Annotated in this window: 16 protein-coding genes; 6 read left to right on the top strand and 10 right to left on the bottom strand. The window is 39.7% G+C overall.

All coding sequences use genetic code 11. The features are described 5' to 3' along the window. The first annotated feature begins 9 nt into the window (after positions 1-9). The 4 genes from HBH39_RS19385 (at position 10) to HBH39_RS19370 (ending at position 5,412) form a co-directional block, all read left to right on the top strand. Positions 10-3,717: a hypothetical protein gene (locus tag HBH39_RS19385; protein WP_167680314.1), complete on the top strand. Its 3,708-nt coding sequence runs from the start codon at positions 10-12 to the stop codon at positions 3,715-3,717. A gap of 188 nt (positions 3,718-3,905) precedes the next feature. Next, on the top strand, positions 3,906-4,187 hold the full coding sequence (locus HBH39_RS19380) for a hypothetical protein (RefSeq protein WP_167680467.1): 282 nt from the start codon (positions 3,906-3,908) through the stop codon (positions 4,185-4,187). 64 nt (positions 4,188-4,251) lie between these two features. Beyond that, positions 4,252-4,803: a hypothetical protein gene (locus tag HBH39_RS19375; protein ID WP_167680466.1), complete on the top strand. Its 552-nt coding sequence runs from the start codon at positions 4,252-4,254 to the stop codon at positions 4,801-4,803. 279 nt (positions 4,804-5,082) lie between these two features. Then, positions 5,083-5,412 carry a helix-turn-helix domain-containing protein gene (locus HBH39_RS19370; protein WP_244325825.1) on the top strand — a complete coding sequence of 110 codons (330 nt, stop codon included), beginning with the start codon at positions 5,083-5,085 and terminating at the stop codon, positions 5,410-5,412. Between the two features lie 205 nt (positions 5,413-5,617). Here the strand turns inward: HBH39_RS19370 and HBH39_RS19365 are convergent, their stop codons facing one another. From HBH39_RS19365 to HBH39_RS19335, 7 genes are all read right to left on the bottom strand, one after another. After that, positions 5,618-6,199 carry a hypothetical protein gene (locus HBH39_RS19365; protein ID WP_167680465.1) on the bottom strand — a complete coding sequence of 194 codons (582 nt, stop codon included), beginning with the start codon at positions 6,197-6,199 and terminating at the stop codon, positions 5,618-5,620. A gap of 86 nt (positions 6,200-6,285) precedes the next feature. Continuing rightward, a complete protein-coding gene (locus tag HBH39_RS19360; protein WP_167680464.1) occupies positions 6,286-6,681 on the bottom strand; it encodes a hypothetical protein in 396 nt (131 codons plus the stop codon). After that, positions 6,668-7,081, bottom strand: a complete 414-nt coding sequence (locus tag HBH39_RS19355) for a hypothetical protein (RefSeq protein ID WP_167680463.1) — start codon at positions 7,079-7,081, stop codon at positions 6,668-6,670. Before HBH39_RS19355 ends, HBH39_RS19360 begins: the two co-directional genes overlap by 14 nt. A gap of 134 nt (positions 7,082-7,215) precedes the next feature. Next, the gene (locus HBH39_RS19350; RefSeq protein ID WP_167680462.1) at positions 7,216-11,508 is read right to left on the bottom strand and encodes an EAL domain-containing protein; all 4,293 of its coding nucleotides are present in this window, start codon (positions 11,506-11,508) and stop codon (positions 7,216-7,218) included. Positions 11,509-11,667: 159 nt separating this feature from the next. Next, on the bottom strand, positions 11,668-12,069 hold the full coding sequence (locus HBH39_RS19345; protein WP_167680461.1) for a hypothetical protein: 402 nt from the start codon (positions 12,067-12,069) through the stop codon (positions 11,668-11,670). A gap of 285 nt (positions 12,070-12,354) precedes the next feature. After that, the gene (locus HBH39_RS19340) at positions 12,355-12,888 is read right to left on the bottom strand and encodes a hypothetical protein (RefSeq protein ID WP_167680460.1); all 534 of its coding nucleotides are present in this window, start codon (positions 12,886-12,888) and stop codon (positions 12,355-12,357) included. Between the two features lie 145 nt (positions 12,889-13,033). Further along, the gene (locus tag HBH39_RS19335) at positions 13,034-14,317 is read right to left on the bottom strand and encodes a hypothetical protein (RefSeq protein WP_167680459.1); all 1,284 of its coding nucleotides are present in this window, start codon (positions 14,315-14,317) and stop codon (positions 13,034-13,036) included. A 353-nt stretch (positions 14,318-14,670) separates the two neighbouring features. Here HBH39_RS19335 and HBH39_RS19330 point away from each other — a divergent pair, with 353 nt between their 5' ends. Next, positions 14,671-15,042 carry a hypothetical protein gene (locus tag HBH39_RS19330; RefSeq protein ID WP_167680458.1) on the top strand — a complete coding sequence of 124 codons (372 nt, stop codon included), beginning with the start codon at positions 14,671-14,673 and terminating at the stop codon, positions 15,040-15,042. An 86-nt stretch (positions 15,043-15,128) separates the two neighbouring features. Here HBH39_RS19330 and HBH39_RS19325 read toward each other — a convergent pair whose 3' ends face one another. Then, positions 15,129-15,401 (bottom strand): hypothetical protein, encoded by a 273-nt coding sequence (locus HBH39_RS19325; RefSeq protein WP_167680457.1) that lies wholly within the window; start codon positions 15,399-15,401, stop codon positions 15,129-15,131. A 306-nt stretch (positions 15,402-15,707) separates the two neighbouring features. Here HBH39_RS19325 and HBH39_RS19320 point away from each other — a divergent pair, with 306 nt between their 5' ends. Beyond that, positions 15,708-16,133, top strand: coding sequence for a hypothetical protein (locus HBH39_RS19320; protein WP_167680456.1), 426 nt, complete (start codon positions 15,708-15,710; stop codon positions 16,131-16,133). 88 nt (positions 16,134-16,221) lie between these two features. On the opposite strand, the gene HBH39_RS19315 is transcribed toward HBH39_RS19320, so the two are convergent. Both HBH39_RS19315 and HBH39_RS19310 read right to left on the bottom strand, forming a co-directional pair. Next, the gene (locus HBH39_RS19315) at positions 16,222-17,346 is read right to left on the bottom strand and encodes a hypothetical protein (protein ID WP_167680455.1); all 1,125 of its coding nucleotides are present in this window, start codon (positions 17,344-17,346) and stop codon (positions 16,222-16,224) included. A 67-nt stretch (positions 17,347-17,413) separates the two neighbouring features. Next, complete coding sequence (locus HBH39_RS19310) at positions 17,414-18,661, bottom strand: hypothetical protein (protein ID WP_167680454.1); 1,248 nt, start codon at positions 18,659-18,661, stop codon at positions 17,414-17,416. Between the last annotated feature and the right edge of the window lie 445 nt (positions 18,662-19,106).

The following is a 19,106-nucleotide window of genomic DNA, read 5'->3' as shown; positions in this document are numbered from 1 at the left end:
GACTGCCTTATGCAACAAATTACACTCTCTGACTGTTTGTTATTTGCTGAGTTTTGCAGTGATAGAATTGAGTTTAACAAATACAAAATTTACTATGATGCAGCTAAGGAAAACTACTGGCTTCAACAGTGTTATGCCGTCATCGATAATAAAGTACCCTACCGCAAAGAAGCACCCGCTATTGAAACACCTGCTATTGAAACACCCGCTATTGAAACACCCGCTATTGAAACACCCGCTATTGAAACGCCCGATATTGGACCCAGTAAAAGCAGAGAGATAAAAGGGAAGAAAAGAGAGCGTATACCGCTTTCTTTTGAGCGTTGCGTCGAACTAGCCAAACAGTGCCAATCACGTTCTGAGTTTCATAAAAAACATCATGGCGCATTGGTATACTTACGCAAAAATAAAAGACTCCAAGAGTGCTATAAACAAGCAGGTCTAGAACATAAATACGATAACACCACGTATACTTTTGAGGATTGTGTCGAGTTAGCTAAACAGTGCCAATCTCGTACTGAGTTTCACAAGAAATATCACAACGCATCAGCATTTTTGATTAGAGAGAAAAGGCTTGACGATTGCTTTGATGAGGCTGGTCTAAGTAAATTCAATTCTAAATACAGTTACGAAACTTGCGTTGAGCTAGCAAAGCAATGCGCTACTCGTGATGAGTTTAACAAAAAACATCGTGGCGCATTGGCATTCTTACGCAAAATTAACAGACACCAAGATTGCTTTAACGAAGCAGGCCTAAAAAGCCAGTATGGTAACATCACATACACTTTTGCATCTTGTGTCGAGTTAGCGAAACAGTGCCAATCTCGTACTGAGTTTCACAAGAAATATCCCAGCGCATCAGCATTTTTAAACAAGAAAAAAAGACTTGAAGAGTGTTTTAATGCGGCTTGTTTACCGGTATACAAGTCAAAACACACCTATGAGTCTTGTGTCGCGTTAGCGAAACAATGCACAACTCGTGTTGAGTTTAGTAGAAAACATGGCGGCGCATTTGGATTTTTACGTAAAATCAACAGACTTCAAGAGTGCTACAAAGAGGCTGGGTTAGCGCGTCGTGTTCGTAAAGCTGATCCCTCATCATACACCTTTGCATCTTGTGTCGAGTTAGCCAAACAGTGCCAATCTCGTACTGAGTTTCACAAGAAATATCCCATCGCATCATCATTTTTGAACAGAGAGAAAAGGCTTGACGATTGCTTTGACGAGGCTGGTCTAGGTAGATACAAGTCTAAATACAGTTACGAGAAATGCGTTGAGCTAGCAAAGCACTGCGCAACTCGCGCAGAGTTTTCGAAAAAGAATGGTGGTGCATTAACATACTTACGCAATAACAATCTGATTGAAAAATGCTTTAACGAAGCTGGTTTAGTGCCTGGTATTCGTAGAAAAGACCCCACCATATACACCTTTGAGATTTGCGTCGAGTTAGCAAAGCAATGCGCGACTCGTTCTGAGTTTAACAAGAAATATGGCAGCGCAGCAGCATTCTTGTATCAAGAAAAAAGAGCTGAAGATTGCTTTAATGAGGCGGGTTTAGGTGATAACAAGCAAAAAAAGACCTCAAAATACACCTATGAGATTTGCGTCAAGTTAGCAAAGCAATGCGCGAATCGCACTGCGTTTATTAAGAAATATGGCGGCGCAGCAGAATTTTTAAGTAGAGAGAATCGACTTGAAGAGTGTTTTATTCAAGCTGGTCTAAGTATAAACAAGTCTAAATACAGCTATGAAGGTTGCGTCGGATTGGCCAAACAGTGTCAATCTCGTAGTGAGTTTCACAAGAAATATGGCAGCGCAGCAGTATTTTTAATGAGGCAAAAAAGACTTGAAGATTGTTTTGTTGAGGCTGGTCTAGGTAAATACCAGTCTAAATTCAGTTACGAGAAATGCGTTGAGCTAGCAAAGCACTGTGCAACTCGTACTGAGTTTTACAAAAAACATTGTGGTGCATATATATTTTTGATTAAAAACAATAGATTAGATGAATGTTTTAATGAAGCAGGCCTGCGTAAATACACTTCTAAATACAGCTATGACGTTTGCCTTGAGTTAGCAAAGCAATGCGCTACTCGCGCTGAGTTTAACAAAAAACACGCTTACGCATCAAAAGAGTTGAGAAGACAGAACAGGCTTGAAGATTGCTTTAACGAGGCTGGTTTAAAACAAAGCGAGTCAAAATTTAGCTATGAAGTTTGCGTCGGATTGGCCAAACAGTGCGAGTCTCGTGCTGAGTTTAACAAAAAACATTGTGGTGCATCTGGATTTTTAACTAAAAACAATAGATTAGAAGAATGTTTTAATGAAGCAGGCCTGAGTAAATACAAATCTAAATACAGCTATGAAGTTTGCCTTGAGTTAGCAAAGCAATGCGCTACTCGTGCTGAGTTTAACAAAAAACATTGTGGTGCATCTAGATTTTTAATTAAAAACAACAGATTAGAAGAATTTTTTAATGAAGCAGGCCTGAGTAAATACAAGTCTAAATTAAGCTATGAAGTTTGCGTCGGATTGGCCAAACAGTGCAAGTCTCGTGGTGAGTTTTACAAGAAACACGCTTACGCATCAAAAGAGTTGAGAAGACAGAACAGGCTTGAAGATTGCTTTAACGAGGCTGGTTTAAAACAAAGCGAGTCAAAATTTAGCTATGAAGTTTGCGTCGGATTGGCCAAACAGTGCAAGTCCCGTGGTGAGTTCGCAAGAAAACATTATGGCGCATCATTATTTTTACGCAGGATCAATCGCCGTGATGAGTGCTTTGCCGAGGCTGGTTTAGTCCATGGTAAGCTTAACGGAAAACTCGCATTATACACCTTTAAATCCTGTGTCGAGTTAGCAAAGCAGTGTCAAACTCGTTCTGAGTTTCGAAAGAAATACACCGGCGCGATTTCATACTTATATAGACATAACAAATTGGAACAATGTTATGCAGAAGCAGGATTACAGAAGACTTATAACTCAGTCCCACCAGCATCATTAACCTTTGAATACTGCGTCGAGTTAGCAAAGCAATGCAATTCTTGCACTGAGTTTTCTCGAAAACATTCAAGTCATTTAAAATTTTTAAACGAACACGAACTGCGGGTTAAATGTTTTATTGAAGCCGGGCTCAAACGTGTCGTGTACTCCTATAAAAAGTGTCTCCAATTGGCAAAGGAATGCGATTCACGCAGCGAATTTGTAACCCAATACCCAAATGAAGTCGAATTTCTGATGTTAAAAGATCGACTTGATGAATGCATGGATGAAGCAAACTTACCTGCTGATGCAGTTATTGTTACGTATGATGAATGTGTCTATTTAGCAAAACAGTGCCTAACTCGCGACGAGTTTTCGCAAAGATTTCCCAATGCATTACGGTATTTAAAAGAGCACAACAGGCTTGATGAGTGTTATGCAGAAGCTGGCTTGAAGTGTATAAACAATGATGAGAAACCCTTCACGTTGCATGAGCAAAAATTAATTGATTCTGTTTTTAGCGACGGTTTTTGGAAAGAATCTTTTTCTGCCGCTCAACTGACAGAAATTAGCTTTGCTTTTATTGGATCAGAGGACATAGATGACTTTCGGTTTAACAAGCCAAAACTTTATAAAGCCATCATCAAAAATGGCAAGCTTCCGCAATTGCGTGCCTTATTTCATAAGAAAGAATCAGCGCGACTCAAACAACAACATTTGACTGATGCTGAAAACGTATAATATGGATTAACGTTACCTAATAGCGCGTAAAGCCTGCCCAGTTGCGCCTATTTTCCCTTCATTTGCACGCTTAAAATCGATGATTTTATCGTCAAAAAACGGCTTGCCACAACTCTTAATTGATACTATAATAAACCCAGTTTCAAAATAACTATCTGATTGCGACCCAGATAATGCACGAGGTTAATATGGCATACTTTACCCATCTTGATGCAGAACACCAATCCAAATTATCACAATTAATTCTTGATAAAGCGTCTGTTGAGCATGAGCAGGCCTATATTGCGAATGTGCATAAAGCAAAATCAACCGCACAAAAGAAAAAGTGCGCCGGTCAATACATTGGTGCTTGGCAAAGACTACACAACAGTTGGATTAACTGCACTGTGACGAATCTCTTTGTGTATGACTGTTTGCAATCCGATACGGTATTAAACGACCACCAAGGCGTGAAATTTACCCATTGCTAATTGTCTTGCTTAATCGCTGGTGGATTGGCTACCAGCGTAAGAATAACGCTTCGGAGTCACTATCATGTCAGTTCACAATCAAATCGCCAGCATCTTTAAAACGCATCAAAACAATAGCAGAATGCTCGTCAAAGCTTTAATTCGCAATGTGCGCACCATCGCAAAGGAATACGGCGAGGATGCCGTCAATCGTGAACTAGCCAGCTATTATCCCTTTTTTGAGCATGATCCAAACTCGCAATTGCGTGCCTATTTGCTTAACAAATTTGAGGCGGTTAATAATGGCGCCACCCTGAAGCGTTTTACTGATATTTACGCTGAAAATGGTTTTTTGGTCGTATTATGCGGTGATTTGTATAAAGCGATCACGCCAAATCAAAAAACCAATAGAGAAATGTACCCATATCAATGCAGCATTTGGTCTGTCGAGCGTGGCGTGCTAGGCGATGCTAACTATCAAAGCTTGGGATCTGCGATAAAAGAGGAAGGCATTCTGTGTGAAATCCCTTTGGTCGATGAAGCGCTATTGCTAGAACTCGAAACAGCACTGGTTAACGCAGAACACCAATTCCAAAGTAACTATTTTAAGACACATCAACAATTTCACATCCGGTAACAGATTTAAAGTTACTTTAAGTCTGACTTTTTGATCTCTTTAATTGTTAATGCCCAATAGGACCAACATCCGCACTGGGCAACATTCAGGTCATTAATGCAATCAGTTCGGCATCGTTCTTCTGTATTTTTCAGCCTTGAAAAAGAGAAAAAATGCAGTAAATGAGAATGCCAGTACAGTTAAATAAATTGGGATATACTTCAAATCTGTTGTTAGGGTTAACCCTATAGTGGTGCCTTTTTAATAGATAGCCCTCTGATAATCAAAAAGGATAATTGAGTGCAAGTAAGATATCCCATTAATAATGCAAGCATGCGGTTTAACAGGCGATTGCTGGTGGCCTACCTTATCGAACATGGCGTTAATACAGTGCCTAAGTTAATGCAAATGACGGGGTGGCCAAATCGTAGCATCCAAAAACTGATCTTATCTTTAGCAGACATGAACGTACAAATTTCGTTTGTTGGCGCTAAGAAAAATGGTCAATACCAAGTCACTGACTGGGCCTCGCTTAATAAAGCGTGGATTTGCCAACATGTGAACACCATTTGTGAGTTGTCTGGACTCGATCACTGCCGCATAGCAGCGATATTAACTCAACTCTCTTGAGATCACTTGCGTTTAGCTCTGAAGCTGATACGATGAATTAGTCATTTGGATTCTCCTTTTAAGAATTATGACTACCGAACCCACAGTGCTGTAACACTGTGGGTTCAGCTTTATTGCTCTTTGTTGAGCGGGCTTTGAAGCACATGCTTCATTAAGTACACTGGTTAGAATGTACTTAATGAAACAGCCCCTTGCGGGGCTATTGCTAGGCGAATCGCGCTATGATTTCGTCAGCGCGAGTGCATTGTTTATGCGGCGCACTGAGGTACGCGACTGCTTTTTTGGTGCGGTCACACATTAGGGATTGTAATGCCCAAGATTGGCGTCTTACGCCTGACCATGTGAACGCCGATGCGCCCACATCCAAGTGGGACAACTCGCCGTGTGGGTCATGGATTGAAATGACCCCCACAGCTTTGTGGTACAACGAATAGCAATCGTAGCCCCACGACTGCTTATCTTTGGTGATAGCGGCAGGGTCCAGATCGTAGACCATTTCCACGAGGCCACGCTTGACCCCATACCACGCAGGCGACTCGATTTTCGCCAGCAAGTTGGCCGACTCGACCAACCACAACAGCCGTTCAACTGTTGGGTATCCTTGAGCCACCTCTATAGCTTCTACTATCGCCGCCTTTTCTTTATGGTCGATATGCACCTCACCCCACTCGTAGTCGGGGTCGATGTTTCGGGCAAGCTCTAGTGCTAGTGCTAGCACTGTGTTGTCTGTGCCGCTGTTGTCTACTAGCGCTAGGTGGGTTTTAATTTCTTTATGGCTTAATTTCATGGCGAATCTCATTTATTGCTTTTCGTCAAATAAAAACCTTTACAATCAATATCGTAAAAGGTCTTAATTGAGCTTAATAATCGCGTTCACTCTTCTTCTGTAAAGATTTTCAGTGATGTTATCAAGTCTGTTTTCCAAATCGCACCGCTTTTGCTTGATTGGCCATGATAAACGTTGAACATTTGGCCATCTTTAATGTTGCGGCTAAATACGGCTCTTCGGATATCTTGATAACCTTCGATATCGATATCGAGCAAATTAAACATCTTCGAAAAATGCTCTTCAATTGCGAATGAAATAGGTTCGTCAGTGAACCAGTCAGTTGCTGCTTGGTAGGGTGTCCGATCATCAATAAAAGCTTGTTTGCAAAAGCCATCATTAATTTCAGCATTGGCATACATAAGATTAATTAACGCTTGGACGTTTTCACAATAGGCATTAAGCGTTTGCGCTTGGTCAATGTCGAGATTAATTGTGCTCATTGTGGCGTGCTCCTTTGTTTAAGTTATAAAGTGATAACACCTGTTGAGAAGGCGATTTAGTGCAATGTGCCAACAAATCTTCAAGTGTTAATTGGCGTCTAAATTGAGTAGCACGCCAAGTCATGTAGGGAAGCGTTTGATTACCAATGAGGGTCTTATTGCCGCCTAACCACTGGTACAACTGGGTTAGGCTGTGAAACGTTGCTTTCGATTTAAATCCTAATTCTGGGCTCAGTGTGATACCCGCAAATTCACGCCACAGTCTTTTGGGGATAATTTCTATTAAGTCGCGAAGTGGGGTGGCTGGCGTATTGGTGCAACGGGGCAATTCCCCGTACATATGAAATCTGAGTAGTGCATTAGGGTTTCGGGTTAATTCTTTTATTTGTTGTTGATTCATAGATGCCTCGCTAAGCTGGGTCGCATTCAGCTTGATTGTCTTAATGAACATATTGAGTATAACTGAGCATTATAAATATATCAATTAAGAGTTGCGATTAAATATGAATTAATCTGGATCTTCGTTATCTCACACTACACCGCCACAGATTTTTCGTTTATTTTTCCTTTGCTTAATTCTGATTTAAGAATGTCTGTGAATTCAGATTGTGTCACGGGTTTACTAAAGAAATAGCCTTGTACCTGCTCACAGCCAATCGCTTTAAGCATATTGTGTTGCGTGTATGTCTCAACTCCTTCCGCGACCACAGAAAGGCCAAGATTATGTGCAATGGTGACAATGGAATTGACCATTTGTAAATCTCGTTCAGCCAAATCGATATCTTGAACGAAGGATTTATCAATTTTGAGCGTATTGATTGGAAATAACTTTAAATACGCCAGAGATGAGTATCCCGTACCGAAATCATCAAGGGCGAGATGTATACCGCTTCTTGCCAGTTTTTTCATGATTTTAATGGCGTATTCTGGGTTTTTAATGACAGTGCTTTCGGTGATTTCTAGCTCTAGATTATCTACAGAAAGCTGCGTTAAACGTAATATTGCGTTTATCCGCTCTATTAAATCTGGCTGGCTGAACTGGCGTGATGAAATATTCACTGCCACTCGGCCTTCAAATAACCCTTCCTTAATCCAATGTTGAGCAGCAAAGCAGGCTTTTTTGAGCACCGTTTCGCCAATTTCGAGTATTAAACCTGTGTCTTCAGCCATCGGGATGAATTGATCGGGCGGGATTAACCCTTTTTCTGGATGATTGAGTCGAACTAACGCTTCCATGCCGACAATCCGTTCCTTGCGGATATCAATTTTAGGTTGGTAATACACTTCAAAATAATCATTCTTGATGGCATCACGGATCATGTTTTCGATATCTAATTGGATTATGGCGTTTTGATTGATCGACTCCGAATAAAACTGGTACCTGCCACCTCCCGCCGTTTTAGCATGGTACATGGCGATATCGGCCTTTTTCATTAGGCCTTGTTCTGATTGTTCGTCATCAGGGAATAGCACTATGCCAATACTCACGGTTAACACCATGGATTCGCCATTGACTGCAAAGGCCGTATCGAGTGAATTAATCAATGCTGATGCAATTACGGCACTTTTGCTCACATCCTGATGGTTATCCACCAAGACAGCAAATTCATCACCCCCTAAACGATACAACACGGCATTTTTGGGTAATACGGTCTGGAATCGCTGGGCTACATCCACCAGCAGTAAATCGCCAACTTTGTGGCCAAGAGAGTCATTGATCCGCTTGAATTTGTCGATATCGAGGATCATCAAGGTATGATTAATCTGATTTTTGACAATATGGTTAATTGTCACCTGCAAGCTAGAGCGGTTCGGCAAACCGGTTAATATGTCGTTATTTGTTAATTTACGTAGCTCATCTTCTTGTTGCTTTCTGAGTGTAATATCTGAGAAAACCCCGACAAAATGACTAATTTCGCCTTGATCGCTATGGATAGCATCGATGGTGAGCTCCATTTGAAATAGGGAGCCGTCACCTTTCACCGCTTCCACTTCTCCTATCCACTGTCCCTGTGAATTGAGCGCCTGCTTAAGTTGCTCGGAATACGATGCAGGATAGCGCGTCAAAATGAAGGGTTCTCCGATGAACTGGTTTTTATGTGTCTGTGATATTTTGCAGCAAGCTTCATTCACTTCAACAAAACGAAAATCTTGCGAAAGAATAAATACCCCTTCAGAAATGTTCGCAAGCGCACGCGCAATTAACTTTAACCGCTCTTCATTGGTCTTAAATCGACTGATATTTTTGATTGTACCTGTCATACGCAATGGCGCATTCAAGCTGCTTCGCTCAACCACCTTGGCGCGATCATGTATCCATAACCATTGACCATCTTTAGTTTTGACTCGATAGGCCGACTCGAAATGCTCAGTTGTACCGTTTAAGCATCTCTCAAGCGCTTTTTTTACACGCTTAACATCATGTGGGTGAATATTACTTTCTTCGCAGGATTGGCCTGCGCGGTTTCCATCCTGCGGAAATTCGAGGTTTTTCCAAACGTTTGAGCGATATATTTCACCGCTTTCTATATCCCAATCCCACAGTTCATCTCCACTCCCCCAAAGGGCAAGCTTCAATCTTTCTTCACTTTGTTTGATTTGCAATTGTATTTGCCTGCGCTTTTGCAGCGCTTTTGATATCAATAAGCTGACAATCAACAGCACAATTGCGTAAATGAATTTAGCCTTATCCGATAGCCACCAGGGAGGAAGTATGCGTACAGTGATAAGGGTATCTTTGGTTTTTACCCCCGTTTTCTTATTCACAGCGTAAACATGAAAATGGTAATCACCATGCGGCACGCTTGTATATGTCGCACTATAGCTGTTTTTGTTGGTTAAATATCCATTATCGATGCCCTCTAGACGGTAGAAATAATCAAACCACTGCGACTGCTTACCGATAATCCCATATTCAAAAGTGAATGGGTAATCAGAATGATTGAGTGTTATTAGCTTTTCGAATCGAATTGGCTTGGTCAAAATGGGTGAGGGCAGGGAGATTTTTTCATTGAACACATATAGGTTTTTAATGCTAACTGAGAGCTCGTCCGAAGAATCTCTCGCATTCAACTTATTGGCAGTCTTGTAGACGGATAGACCATATTCACCACCAAAAATGATGCGATCACCATCCACTTGCGCTGTCGCAGACGGACTATAATCTTCTAACGCCCCATTTTGTTTTGTGTATTTCGTGCGTTTGTTTGTCGTTTTATCGATAACATTGATTTCGTTGCTCGATGCAATCACTAATTCATTGTCTATTACCTCAATCGCATTAATAATTTTGCCAACACTCAGCATATTTTTAATTTGCATGGTTTCAGGTTCGATGCGATACAACGTAGACTGCGTACCAAAATACACGTACTTATCATCGTTGTTCACCGCCGTTACAAATTCACTGCTAAATAATTCAGTTAATGCTTTACGGTCATTTTCATACACAAACAGCCCTTTTTGCGATCCAATAAACACCTTGTTACCCATGGATTTTATACTGAAGATGGGATAGTCCATTTGTGTATCTATCGTATCCGTTAGCACCCCGTCATGATCAAAGCGCAGTACCTGACCTTTGACTGTGCCAGCGATTAATTCATCATTCTCACCTATGGTTAGACTGATAATACCCTGTTGCGATAGCCTTCTTTGCTCGCCTGTATCCAGTATTAATTGAACCAAACCGCTATTATTACCAATAAATAGGCTGTCATTCGTTGCCGCTAGCGTTTTAAAACCAATAGTTGATGTGAGTTCAACAGGATGCGTAAAGTCGGTTGTATAGCTGGTGGTTCCCGTATGCGTTGCAACAAATACCGAGTCATTATTTTGCGCAATGGACCAAACTTTTAGATCAAGATTCAGCGTTTGAATAAGATTGGCTGTGTTGTTGATGTATTCAACGCCACCTGCATAGTCGGAGAAAAACAATTCATAATCTTTGTAGTAGAAAAAGCTGGTGGCCATCTCATTCATCTTAAAACGTGTATCCCCGATGAGCGTAAATGTCACCTTATCTGTTAATGTGACTAAATAAAGTGAATTTACACTCCCCGCTAAGAGTCTATCCTTACCGAGATGACTGATATTCGATACATATCTATCGGTCACTACGCTGCCATTCAATTGCAGTTTACCCGCTTTTAACGTCAGCATCCCTTTTTCTAGGACTGCAAAGTCAGTAATATCTTTGTCTAGTAACGTCAGTGCTTTGTCTTGATATTGATATAAATGGCCATCATAACTTTTAAAATAGAGGGTACTTGCTTTAACCTGTATTTTTTTAATTTCAGCTAGACGATCATCCTTGACGGATTCTACAACCTGCTTATCTTTGGCGTTGATGATGTAGATCTGACCTGCAGTTGCAACATAGGTTAGCCCGTTCTCACTGTGCATTGACCATGTTGGCTCTTGAGAGAGGGGTAAATTCGGGAGATAAGGCTGAAAACGATCTTTTATGGCATCGTACTGGACTACACCGCTATCAGTGCCGATGAGCAATTGACCTTCGCTGTCCACCAGCAAATTTCGAATAAGCGAACTTGGCAAACCGCTGTAGGTATTCGAAAAATAATGGGTGAACTCAGTTCCGTCATAGCGATTTAACCCATTTGCGGTACCGATCCAAATAAAGCCCTCTTTATCTTTCACAACACTGGTGACGGTATTTTGAGTTAATCCATTTGATACTGTGAATTTGTCATGCTTTAACAAAACAGCCAGTGAATTGACATCAAAAGGCTCATTTGCCTTTGTCAATCCAAAAGCATCAGAATGGAGTAAAGCACATATCACTAAAAAAAGTAGGCGATTCAGCATAATAACTCACAAAAGCTGGCTGTTAAAAGACAATAATAGTTCATCAAGTGTAGTTCAAAAACTAATAAATTTCTACCTAACAACTACATAATAAGTAAATCAAAAGCAAAAATAAAAAAGAGCAGCCCAAAAGACCGCTCTTTGTTGATAACTAGCTTGTTAAACGGCATTAAACGCGCTGAGTACAACCTTGCTTGTGAATTTGTATACGTTACCCTCATCATCTTGACCCAAAAATGGGTACTTAGTAGATCGAGGCTTATAACCGCAAAGTTTAAATTCTCTTCCGCTTGCGCTGAACGGTTTCCCCAAATCATCTTTAGATAAACCCAAATATTCTGCATAGGTTAGAAAATCACCTGCTTCTTTCGATGGCTTGATATCTCCTGTCCCTTCGATTTTCGTGATTGCAGTCGTTGAGAATGTGATTTGATGGTCACTGAAGCTAGCATTGCCCAGCGCAACAGTCAGCCCATGTGCATTCGTCTGGTTATATTGCTCTAAAAGTGCCGTTAATTCTTTTCTGATTAATTTCGCTTCGGCTTGAGTGATTAAATTCATCTTAGATACCTCGTGGTTTCAGCTAGGTCGCAATTAGCTGTTTATTTATTGGACGTTTTCACTATAGTACAATAAAAATAATATATCAATTAAAAGTTGCGCATTGTTTCAAAGTGCTCCCTCAAACCTAGAAATGGCGTTATTTTGTCGTGCGGGGTAATTGGCCTTAACTCTGCGGAGTGTGACGGGATGCAACCGGCATTTTGGATGTCACTGGCATAAGAAACACAACCCGAATTGTGAGTTTATGCCAACGTTTTGGATTGCTTTTTATTGACGCAATATTTATCTACGATTTTTGTTGTCTGCATTTACAGCGTCTAAAAAGGCGCTGGAAACGTTTTTATCAATTTCAAATGTAGAATCGCATTTTTGACCTATTGCTTTAAATTTGGTGTTATTTTGGGCAAGTTGTTCAAGTTGGGATTTGGTAACATCTAAGGCAAAAGACTCGACAACGGATACAGAGCCACTTGATGAAACATCCCTTGAAATTTCATGGAAATTATACACATTACCATTGAACTCACTTATTCTGTTTATGAAGCACCAGTCAGAATTAAAAGTTTTGGCGTAAATTTGTATAAACGAGAGTTCTGAATTTTTTGTGTAGTATGCCCTGTATTTGTAATTAGTACCCGGCTGGGCGCTACTGCCTCTGTACATTTCTGTTTCTAGCCAACCTTCACGCTCAAATTCATCATAATTATAGACAATCTTTTTTGCGACACTCTCTTTGCTTCCTGCTGTGAAATTATAACCGATCATAGACGAGCAGCCGCCTATTAATAATAAGCTCAAAACAAATACCTTTTTCATCAGAAGTCCCTTTATTATTTATTGATTAACGAGATCCGATATTAAACTACAAATTATGTAATTAACACTATTTACCTAATAGCGCGTAAAGCCTCATCTTAACTCCGAGATACAAACGATACCGCGAAGTTTTTCTTTCAGGAAGTCAGTCATACTCTTTCAATTTTGTTTCTATCTGCTTATAGGTAAAACGGGTTTCATCATAAAGTTCAATATATTCAGGGGTTATCAAGTCTACACAGATATCCGTACCGCTTTTTGCTATAACCATAAAAATGTCATCATCAAAAATAGGTGAGTAGTGAATAGGGTCTTCTTGCAATACCGATTTTCTTTGACTAGAAGCGAAAAGCTCTCGACATTTTTTCCTGTTCGCGGGGCGTAAAATAACTTTATAGCATTGCGTAGTTGTTTCTGCGGTAGCATATATCTCACCTAATTGCGTGAACACAAGCTTAAAGCAACCGCCTCCGGCAAGTTCAATGTCAATTGCCGCTTTATCATCAAGAAAAGTATTAACAACAGCTTTTTCTGACTCACCCCAGATGTCATCAAACACATGAAATCGGCCATGGAACAGACTGTATTCACCTTTTATTTCGTTAATAACATATTTTCTGAAATCACTTTTATATTGGCTTTCACGAGTGGTGTTTTGGTGGTGGTAAAAACTGCTCTCCATTGAATAAATCAATCGCATCTCATAACTTTTATGCACAAGCGTATTTAACAAATTATAATCATCAAACATGGCAATATTGGATGCAACAATGTCAAATCTTTCGGGCGTGTACTTCCTGTTGTATAAAATTCGGGCATTTCTTGCATCGTAAAATTCTTCAAAAAGCGATATTACCGGATAAACTTTTCGCTTCCCTGGTATGGCGTAGTTTAATTCCCTACCAATGAATTCATATATACTCGAATAATCAGTCATGATGGTTGAATATTTTATGTCAGTCAGAAACATTAAGAGGATCGGAATCCTTGCATGAGCATCAGAAACCTTTCTGAGCTTGCTATTTGCGTTACATACTAACGACGAAATCTTTTCATAATTGCCTGTCAGCGCTATCCCGACCGCATTCATGATTTGCGTTATTTCATGCGGTTTCGCGCTGGGATGATTTGGGTTCAAAAACGTCAGTAGTGGTTTCGCAATATCCCTAAAAGTTAATGTGGCTGCGTCAGATGCAGCTTGTATGGCACCAATACGCTGCTCAAGTTCTTTCACTAGCGGTTCCTTCACGAGTAACTTTCTCAGATAAAGCGATTTCATGGCAAAAGCGTCTAAAAATTCAATAACGGTTTTGCCCAATACTTCAACACTGTTATAAGCAGGCAATATGTTGCGTTGACCGTACTTTGTTAATGAATCTAATTCGTCTATCTCGATAGGGCTTTTTTCAAGTATCGCGTTATCAATCATGTTGTCACCTCTGGGTATTGGCCCGAAGATCAAGAGTGCTATCAAATAACACTGCCAAAGTCTTTTAAAGTTACTTTAACACATGTTGATAGAAATGTACTTAAGAAGTATTTGAAAGGTGATCTGCTGGTGGTTTTCTGCGTGAGTTTCTTGCACCAGGGCATGCATGCTACCAGGCGTGTTTTCTGCCCAACAAATTTGACATTCATTTCTAGCAGCATTTCTAGCAGCACTGATAAAATAATTTAAAATATATCAATTAAGGGTTGCGTTTGTTCGTAATTTATCCTATTATTAACTTACTTAATCAATTAGCGATTGCGACCCGCTAATCAATCACGAGGCTACACATTATGTCATTCACTCAATTGTTTAATACCGTTATTGTCGTTTCAATCTCTGCATTTGGTTTTAACGATATCATCAGTTTTTATGATAACCCGTCAGCAGATTTTGCTCTGCATCTACTCTACCTCGTTCCAATTTACTACTCACTGCTCACTGTCAGCCGATTAAATCTGCGTTCTACAATTTGGATGCGTAAAGTGCTGGTGCTCATGGCAGTAGTGGTACTGATTATTAATCCATTCATCATTGTTCCGATACTTAATGTATTGGCCATTGGCTGCGTTATTGGGCTATTCCTGTTTTTGGGCTGCTATTTTGGCCAATGCAGTCACGTAAAGCCAGTATCTAAAGCTCACATATCCGTCCAACTGCTTTAACAATCTCTCTCCCTTTGCCGCAAATCTATTGTTTGCGGCTTTTTTTTATCGAGGTAGCTTTGAAAACCACCAACCAATTAATCCGCTTAATTAGCAATGTAGAACAGTATCCCACCCGCTATCGCCAATGATGCAGACACGATGTTTCCGACGAGAACTTGTCGGTTCGTTTCATCGTTGGTATTTCGGATATGTTGGAGTGATTCAGGGTTATCAGTGGAGTATGTTAACGGGTGTTCAAGATAGAGGTGCTTAAAGAAAGCGTCACAAAGACAGAATATAGAGCAAGCAACAAATATCGCCACAACCACTATAAGATCGCCGCCAATCGTTGCCAAAAAGTCCCATATTATTTGCATATAACCATTCCTTAGTTATTTGTGTAATTTTCAATAAATCAAATTGACCATTGACAACGCTATCAATTTGTTAAATTTAAATATATATGCTTTTCATACAAAATCAATAAATAAGCGGTAATAATTTTCAGTTTCCTAATTTCACCGTCTTTTTAATAAGATATCGCAATTGAAGTGCCAGCATCTAGCTGTATATTAGTATAGATTTATATCAAATAAGAGTTGCATGGTTGCGCGTTGGCGCTATAATGACTGTGACTTATTTATTAGCGATTGCGACCCGCTAACCAACCACGAGGTACTAACATGCTTACGATCCTTTCAACTGCTACCAACATCAACGACAGTGTTTGTGATTCACCTGATAGCTTATTTGTCTCATTAAGCAACGCAACCATTGATAAAATTAAGGCGTTAAGTCAGTTACTGATAGAAACCGACGCAGAACGCATCGTTTTAGCGTTGTCTGGGGATTATTCTTGGTCATACGATTTAATGAGTGATCACCCTGACGAAACCGATTCGATATTGCACGATTTAAGTGTTGCGAAGGAATTTGTTAGTGAAAACGAACAGCCCACCACTTATGATCGTCTTCATGTATATAAAGATAAGTTCCGTTTTACCTGCATAGAAAAATACTCAGAAGAGGCATTTGAGGTTCGCACACCAATGTTTAAATTGGACGTCCTTGACCTTCCTGATGGCACCTACATCAACAACATCGAATAACAATATTTTCAACAACTGATTAGAGAACCGGCCTTGAGCGTATGCTATAGCCGGTTCTTTCCGTTGTGAATATGCCACCAGCTTTAAATCACAATTTAACTACAATTTTATTTGATGTTGAAGGTGATACAAATACTGCGGAATTTGTATTTTCATCGTATTTTACCGATACTTCATCTTCATATCGCCATCGCCCCCAATCTGTATCCATCCAACCAGCCCATTTAATTTTACTATCAACCTCACAGACATATTGCCAAGTCGAGTTATCATCAGGTCTTTTGTACGATACGTAAACCATACTGCCTTCAACTCTCTCTACTTTGATGATATTGACCGATCTACCAAAGATACTTCCAATATAACTCCTACAAATATCAGCTCTTTCTATACTCGACCATTTTTTATTATCATCATTATTTTTAGCAAACAAAAATAACAGCCCTACGATGATCACTGACACAATAACAAAATGCACATTATCCACTTTGCTTACCTCTGTCTTGTGAGTATGCTTTTTGCTCTCTTTATTGACAGCTTTTCCCTTAAGGGATTGTTGCGGGGGATGTGTTTCAAAAGATTTTGAGGCAACAACTTCCGAATCTGGCTCATCCAAACAAGCCTTTAAGCCTTTTTTAGTCTTTAGCTTGTTGTAAATGTTCACTACTTCTCTAAAAATCATTTTTTTGTTTAAAAGTAGTTTTTCCAATGGATATGTATTGTTTTGTCTATACCAACCAGCAAATTTACCTTGATTAGCAAGCCAATCCGAAAATATCTCATCACCCACTTTAGACTCAGTAAATTCCCGAAGTTCAGCTAACCAGTTGTCGTGAACGACGTCACCAAATTTGTCTAAGGATAGGCTTTCTGCTTCGAGTTCTATGAGTTTGTCTAAATAATTCTCGATAATTGGTTCAATTACGGTAGTGGATATTATGCAGGTAGCAATTGTATTGGTTATTAAATTGAGAGTGCCGGTTAATGGACACAAAAATGGATCGTCATTCAACGTAGTAAATTCGGCGTAATATTTTTCAATATTAGGTTGACCGGTATGTTTATCTACAACATCGGGTATAGATTTTTCAAAGGCTTGATAAAAGGCTTCTAAACCGACACTTTGTTTTGCTAAATACTCTGCTTTACACCAGCATGCATTTATCCGGTCTAAATCCCTTTGTTTAAATAATTTCGTAAATGGGTTTTGCATATTATTCTCTTTGATTATTTTCTGTGCATCAATCCAGAAATCTCTATTATTTAATACAATAATTTTTTCAGAGGGAATTATCCTGTAAGAGCGCCCGATCATCATTATTAACATTGTCATTCATCGGTGTCACATTTAATTGTCTGACACACTCATCCAACGTTTCCGCTAACTTCTGGCTTTCCCTTAATTCTGTACGCTCATTTTTATACTTTTTAAGCTGTAGACCAAATAACGTGCCGTCAAACTTGTCTAAAAATACATCTTCTGCGGCATTTAAAAACATCATGGCTTCCATTGGATTGGATTCGTAGTCAATTTTTCTGAAACGATCCATGCAAATTACGGCTATTTTGTTCGTAAACGATAGAACTTTAGATGTTATCTGGCTATTCAAGGCAAATAGGCCTTCTAGAAACTGCTGGTGGTACCCCGGCTGTAAGTTTGAGATGTACTTTGTATCACGCAATCTGTGATTTGCGTTCCCAGGTGTCATTGTGCAGTCATCTATTTTGTAGGCGTTTTCTAGTAAAGCCGTTATTGTGCCTGTTTGATTTTTCGCGATACGACCACCAGTTGCACAATGCTCAAATAATGTCGGCGTCAATAGCAACAATTTGAACCTAAAATCATCGTGTTTATAGGTGAATGGATCAAGCGCAGTATCTAAGCAAAAAGGGCGATTTTTCCCTCTGACCCAAGCTTTATGCGATTTTTGTATCAATCCTATGCTTAGGTCGGTTTCAGAATTAAGTCGCACATTAAATGCAGGCAGGTTGATTTTATTACACGGCCTCGAACATCCTTTAAAAAAATCCGCTTGGTTGTGATTGCTTACATAACACTTATTAATATCAATATGTAAGGTGCCATCTTCATCATTCTCGTTGTAAAACAGCGCGGCTTCCGTACCCTTTAACCCATCATTTTGTATCTTGCAAATCAACGCCTTTCTATCAAGAGCGTCAATGACATCAACAAAAATACTGACATCAACATTATTGAGCAGCACAGCATATTTAACCCATGCGTTAAAGCGTTCAGTAATGCCTTCACAGGGAATGCCTTCAGGGATGTCACAGAAATCCGAAGTTTTTTGATTAAATAATTTGTAAACATAGTCCGTCCCTAAATATTTTTCAGATATCCCTGTAAAATAGGCATGTTCTGACGCGGGAATTTGTGCGATGTAGGTCTGGGAGGCCAAATTTAGCGCGTTACTTATGGTTTTATTGGCAGCATCAAACTCACTGAGTACCTGGGCGGCTTTTAAATTGGTGCGGGCTATCAATTCTTTGGCGGTTAATAGTGACATTTCTGCTTCCCTCACTCACTTCGCAAGCCATCTTTAAAGTTACTTTAAGTCTATAACCTGTTAATACACTTTTAATATACCAGATAAATAGATCATTTTCATCAAAGAAGCAGTCAAACCCAAACCGGTTTGCTTTACTGCTCGCTAGAAATGTAGGTGATTATTGCAAACCAAACGCTGTAGTGACTCCGGGGTTACTTTTAGATATACCGTGAGTGCTTTCAGGCATGCCGGGGTGACTTTTGTCGTCTTACGAGCATAAGCGAAGGGTGAGGAAATTTACGGTAAAAATGCCTTGAAAAACGATTTAACTGGTTATTTTTATTGAGGTAAAAATAATTTTCTGATTTTTAATGTTGCAAAAATGCAACATCATTGACGAAAAACGGCCTAGTTCTAGGTGCTTATTTAATTTGCTTGCAATGGTGTACCATATACACTATAA

It is taken from the genome of Shewanella aestuarii (genome assembly GCF_011765625.1).
GTDB lineage: Bacteria > Pseudomonadota > Gammaproteobacteria > Enterobacterales > Shewanellaceae > Shewanella > Shewanella aestuarii_A.
This window is presented reverse-complemented; position numbering and strand designations above follow the sequence as displayed.

Coding starts and splice junctions, on each gene's coding strand:
- HBH39_RS19335 (WP_167680459.1), bottom strand. CDS start 14,317: ATGATTGATAACGCGATACTTGAAAAAAGCCCTATCGAGATAGACGAA.
- HBH39_RS19345 (WP_167680461.1), bottom strand. CDS start 12,069: ATGAATTTAATCACTCAAGCCGAAGCGAAATTAATCAGAAAAGAATTA.
- HBH39_RS19320 (WP_167680456.1), top strand. CDS start 15,708: ATGCTTACGATCCTTTCAACTGCTACCAACATCAACGACAGTGTTTGT.
- HBH39_RS19330 (WP_167680458.1), top strand. CDS start 14,671: ATGTCATTCACTCAATTGTTTAATACCGTTATTGTCGTTTCAATCTCT.
- HBH39_RS19360 (WP_167680464.1), bottom strand. CDS start 6,681: ATGAGCACAATTAATCTCGACATTGACCAAGCGCAAACGCTTAATGCC.
- HBH39_RS19310 (WP_167680454.1), bottom strand. CDS start 18,661: ATGTCACTATTAACCGCCAAAGAATTGATAGCCCGCACCAATTTAAAA.
- HBH39_RS19375 (WP_167680466.1), top strand. CDS start 4,252: ATGTCAGTTCACAATCAAATCGCCAGCATCTTTAAAACGCATCAAAAC.
- HBH39_RS19355 (WP_167680463.1), bottom strand. CDS start 7,081: ATGAATCAACAACAAATAAAAGAATTAACCCGAAACCCTAATGCACTA.
- HBH39_RS19315 (WP_167680455.1), bottom strand. CDS start 17,346: ATGCAAAACCCATTTACGAAATTATTTAAACAAAGGGATTTAGACCGG.
- HBH39_RS19325 (WP_167680457.1), bottom strand. CDS start 15,401: ATGCAAATAATATGGGACTTTTTGGCAACGATTGGCGGCGATCTTATA.
- HBH39_RS19385 (WP_167680314.1), top strand. CDS start 10: ATGCAACAAATTACACTCTCTGACTGTTTGTTATTTGCTGAGTTTTGC.
- HBH39_RS19340 (WP_167680460.1), bottom strand. CDS start 12,888: ATGAAAAAGGTATTTGTTTTGAGCTTATTATTAATAGGCGGCTGCTCG.
- HBH39_RS19365 (WP_167680465.1), bottom strand. CDS start 6,199: ATGAAATTAAGCCATAAAGAAATTAAAACCCACCTAGCGCTAGTAGAC.
- HBH39_RS19380 (WP_167680467.1), top strand. CDS start 3,906: ATGGCATACTTTACCCATCTTGATGCAGAACACCAATCCAAATTATCA.
- HBH39_RS19350 (WP_167680462.1), bottom strand. CDS start 11,508: ATGCTGAATCGCCTACTTTTTTTAGTGATATGTGCTTTACTCCATTCT.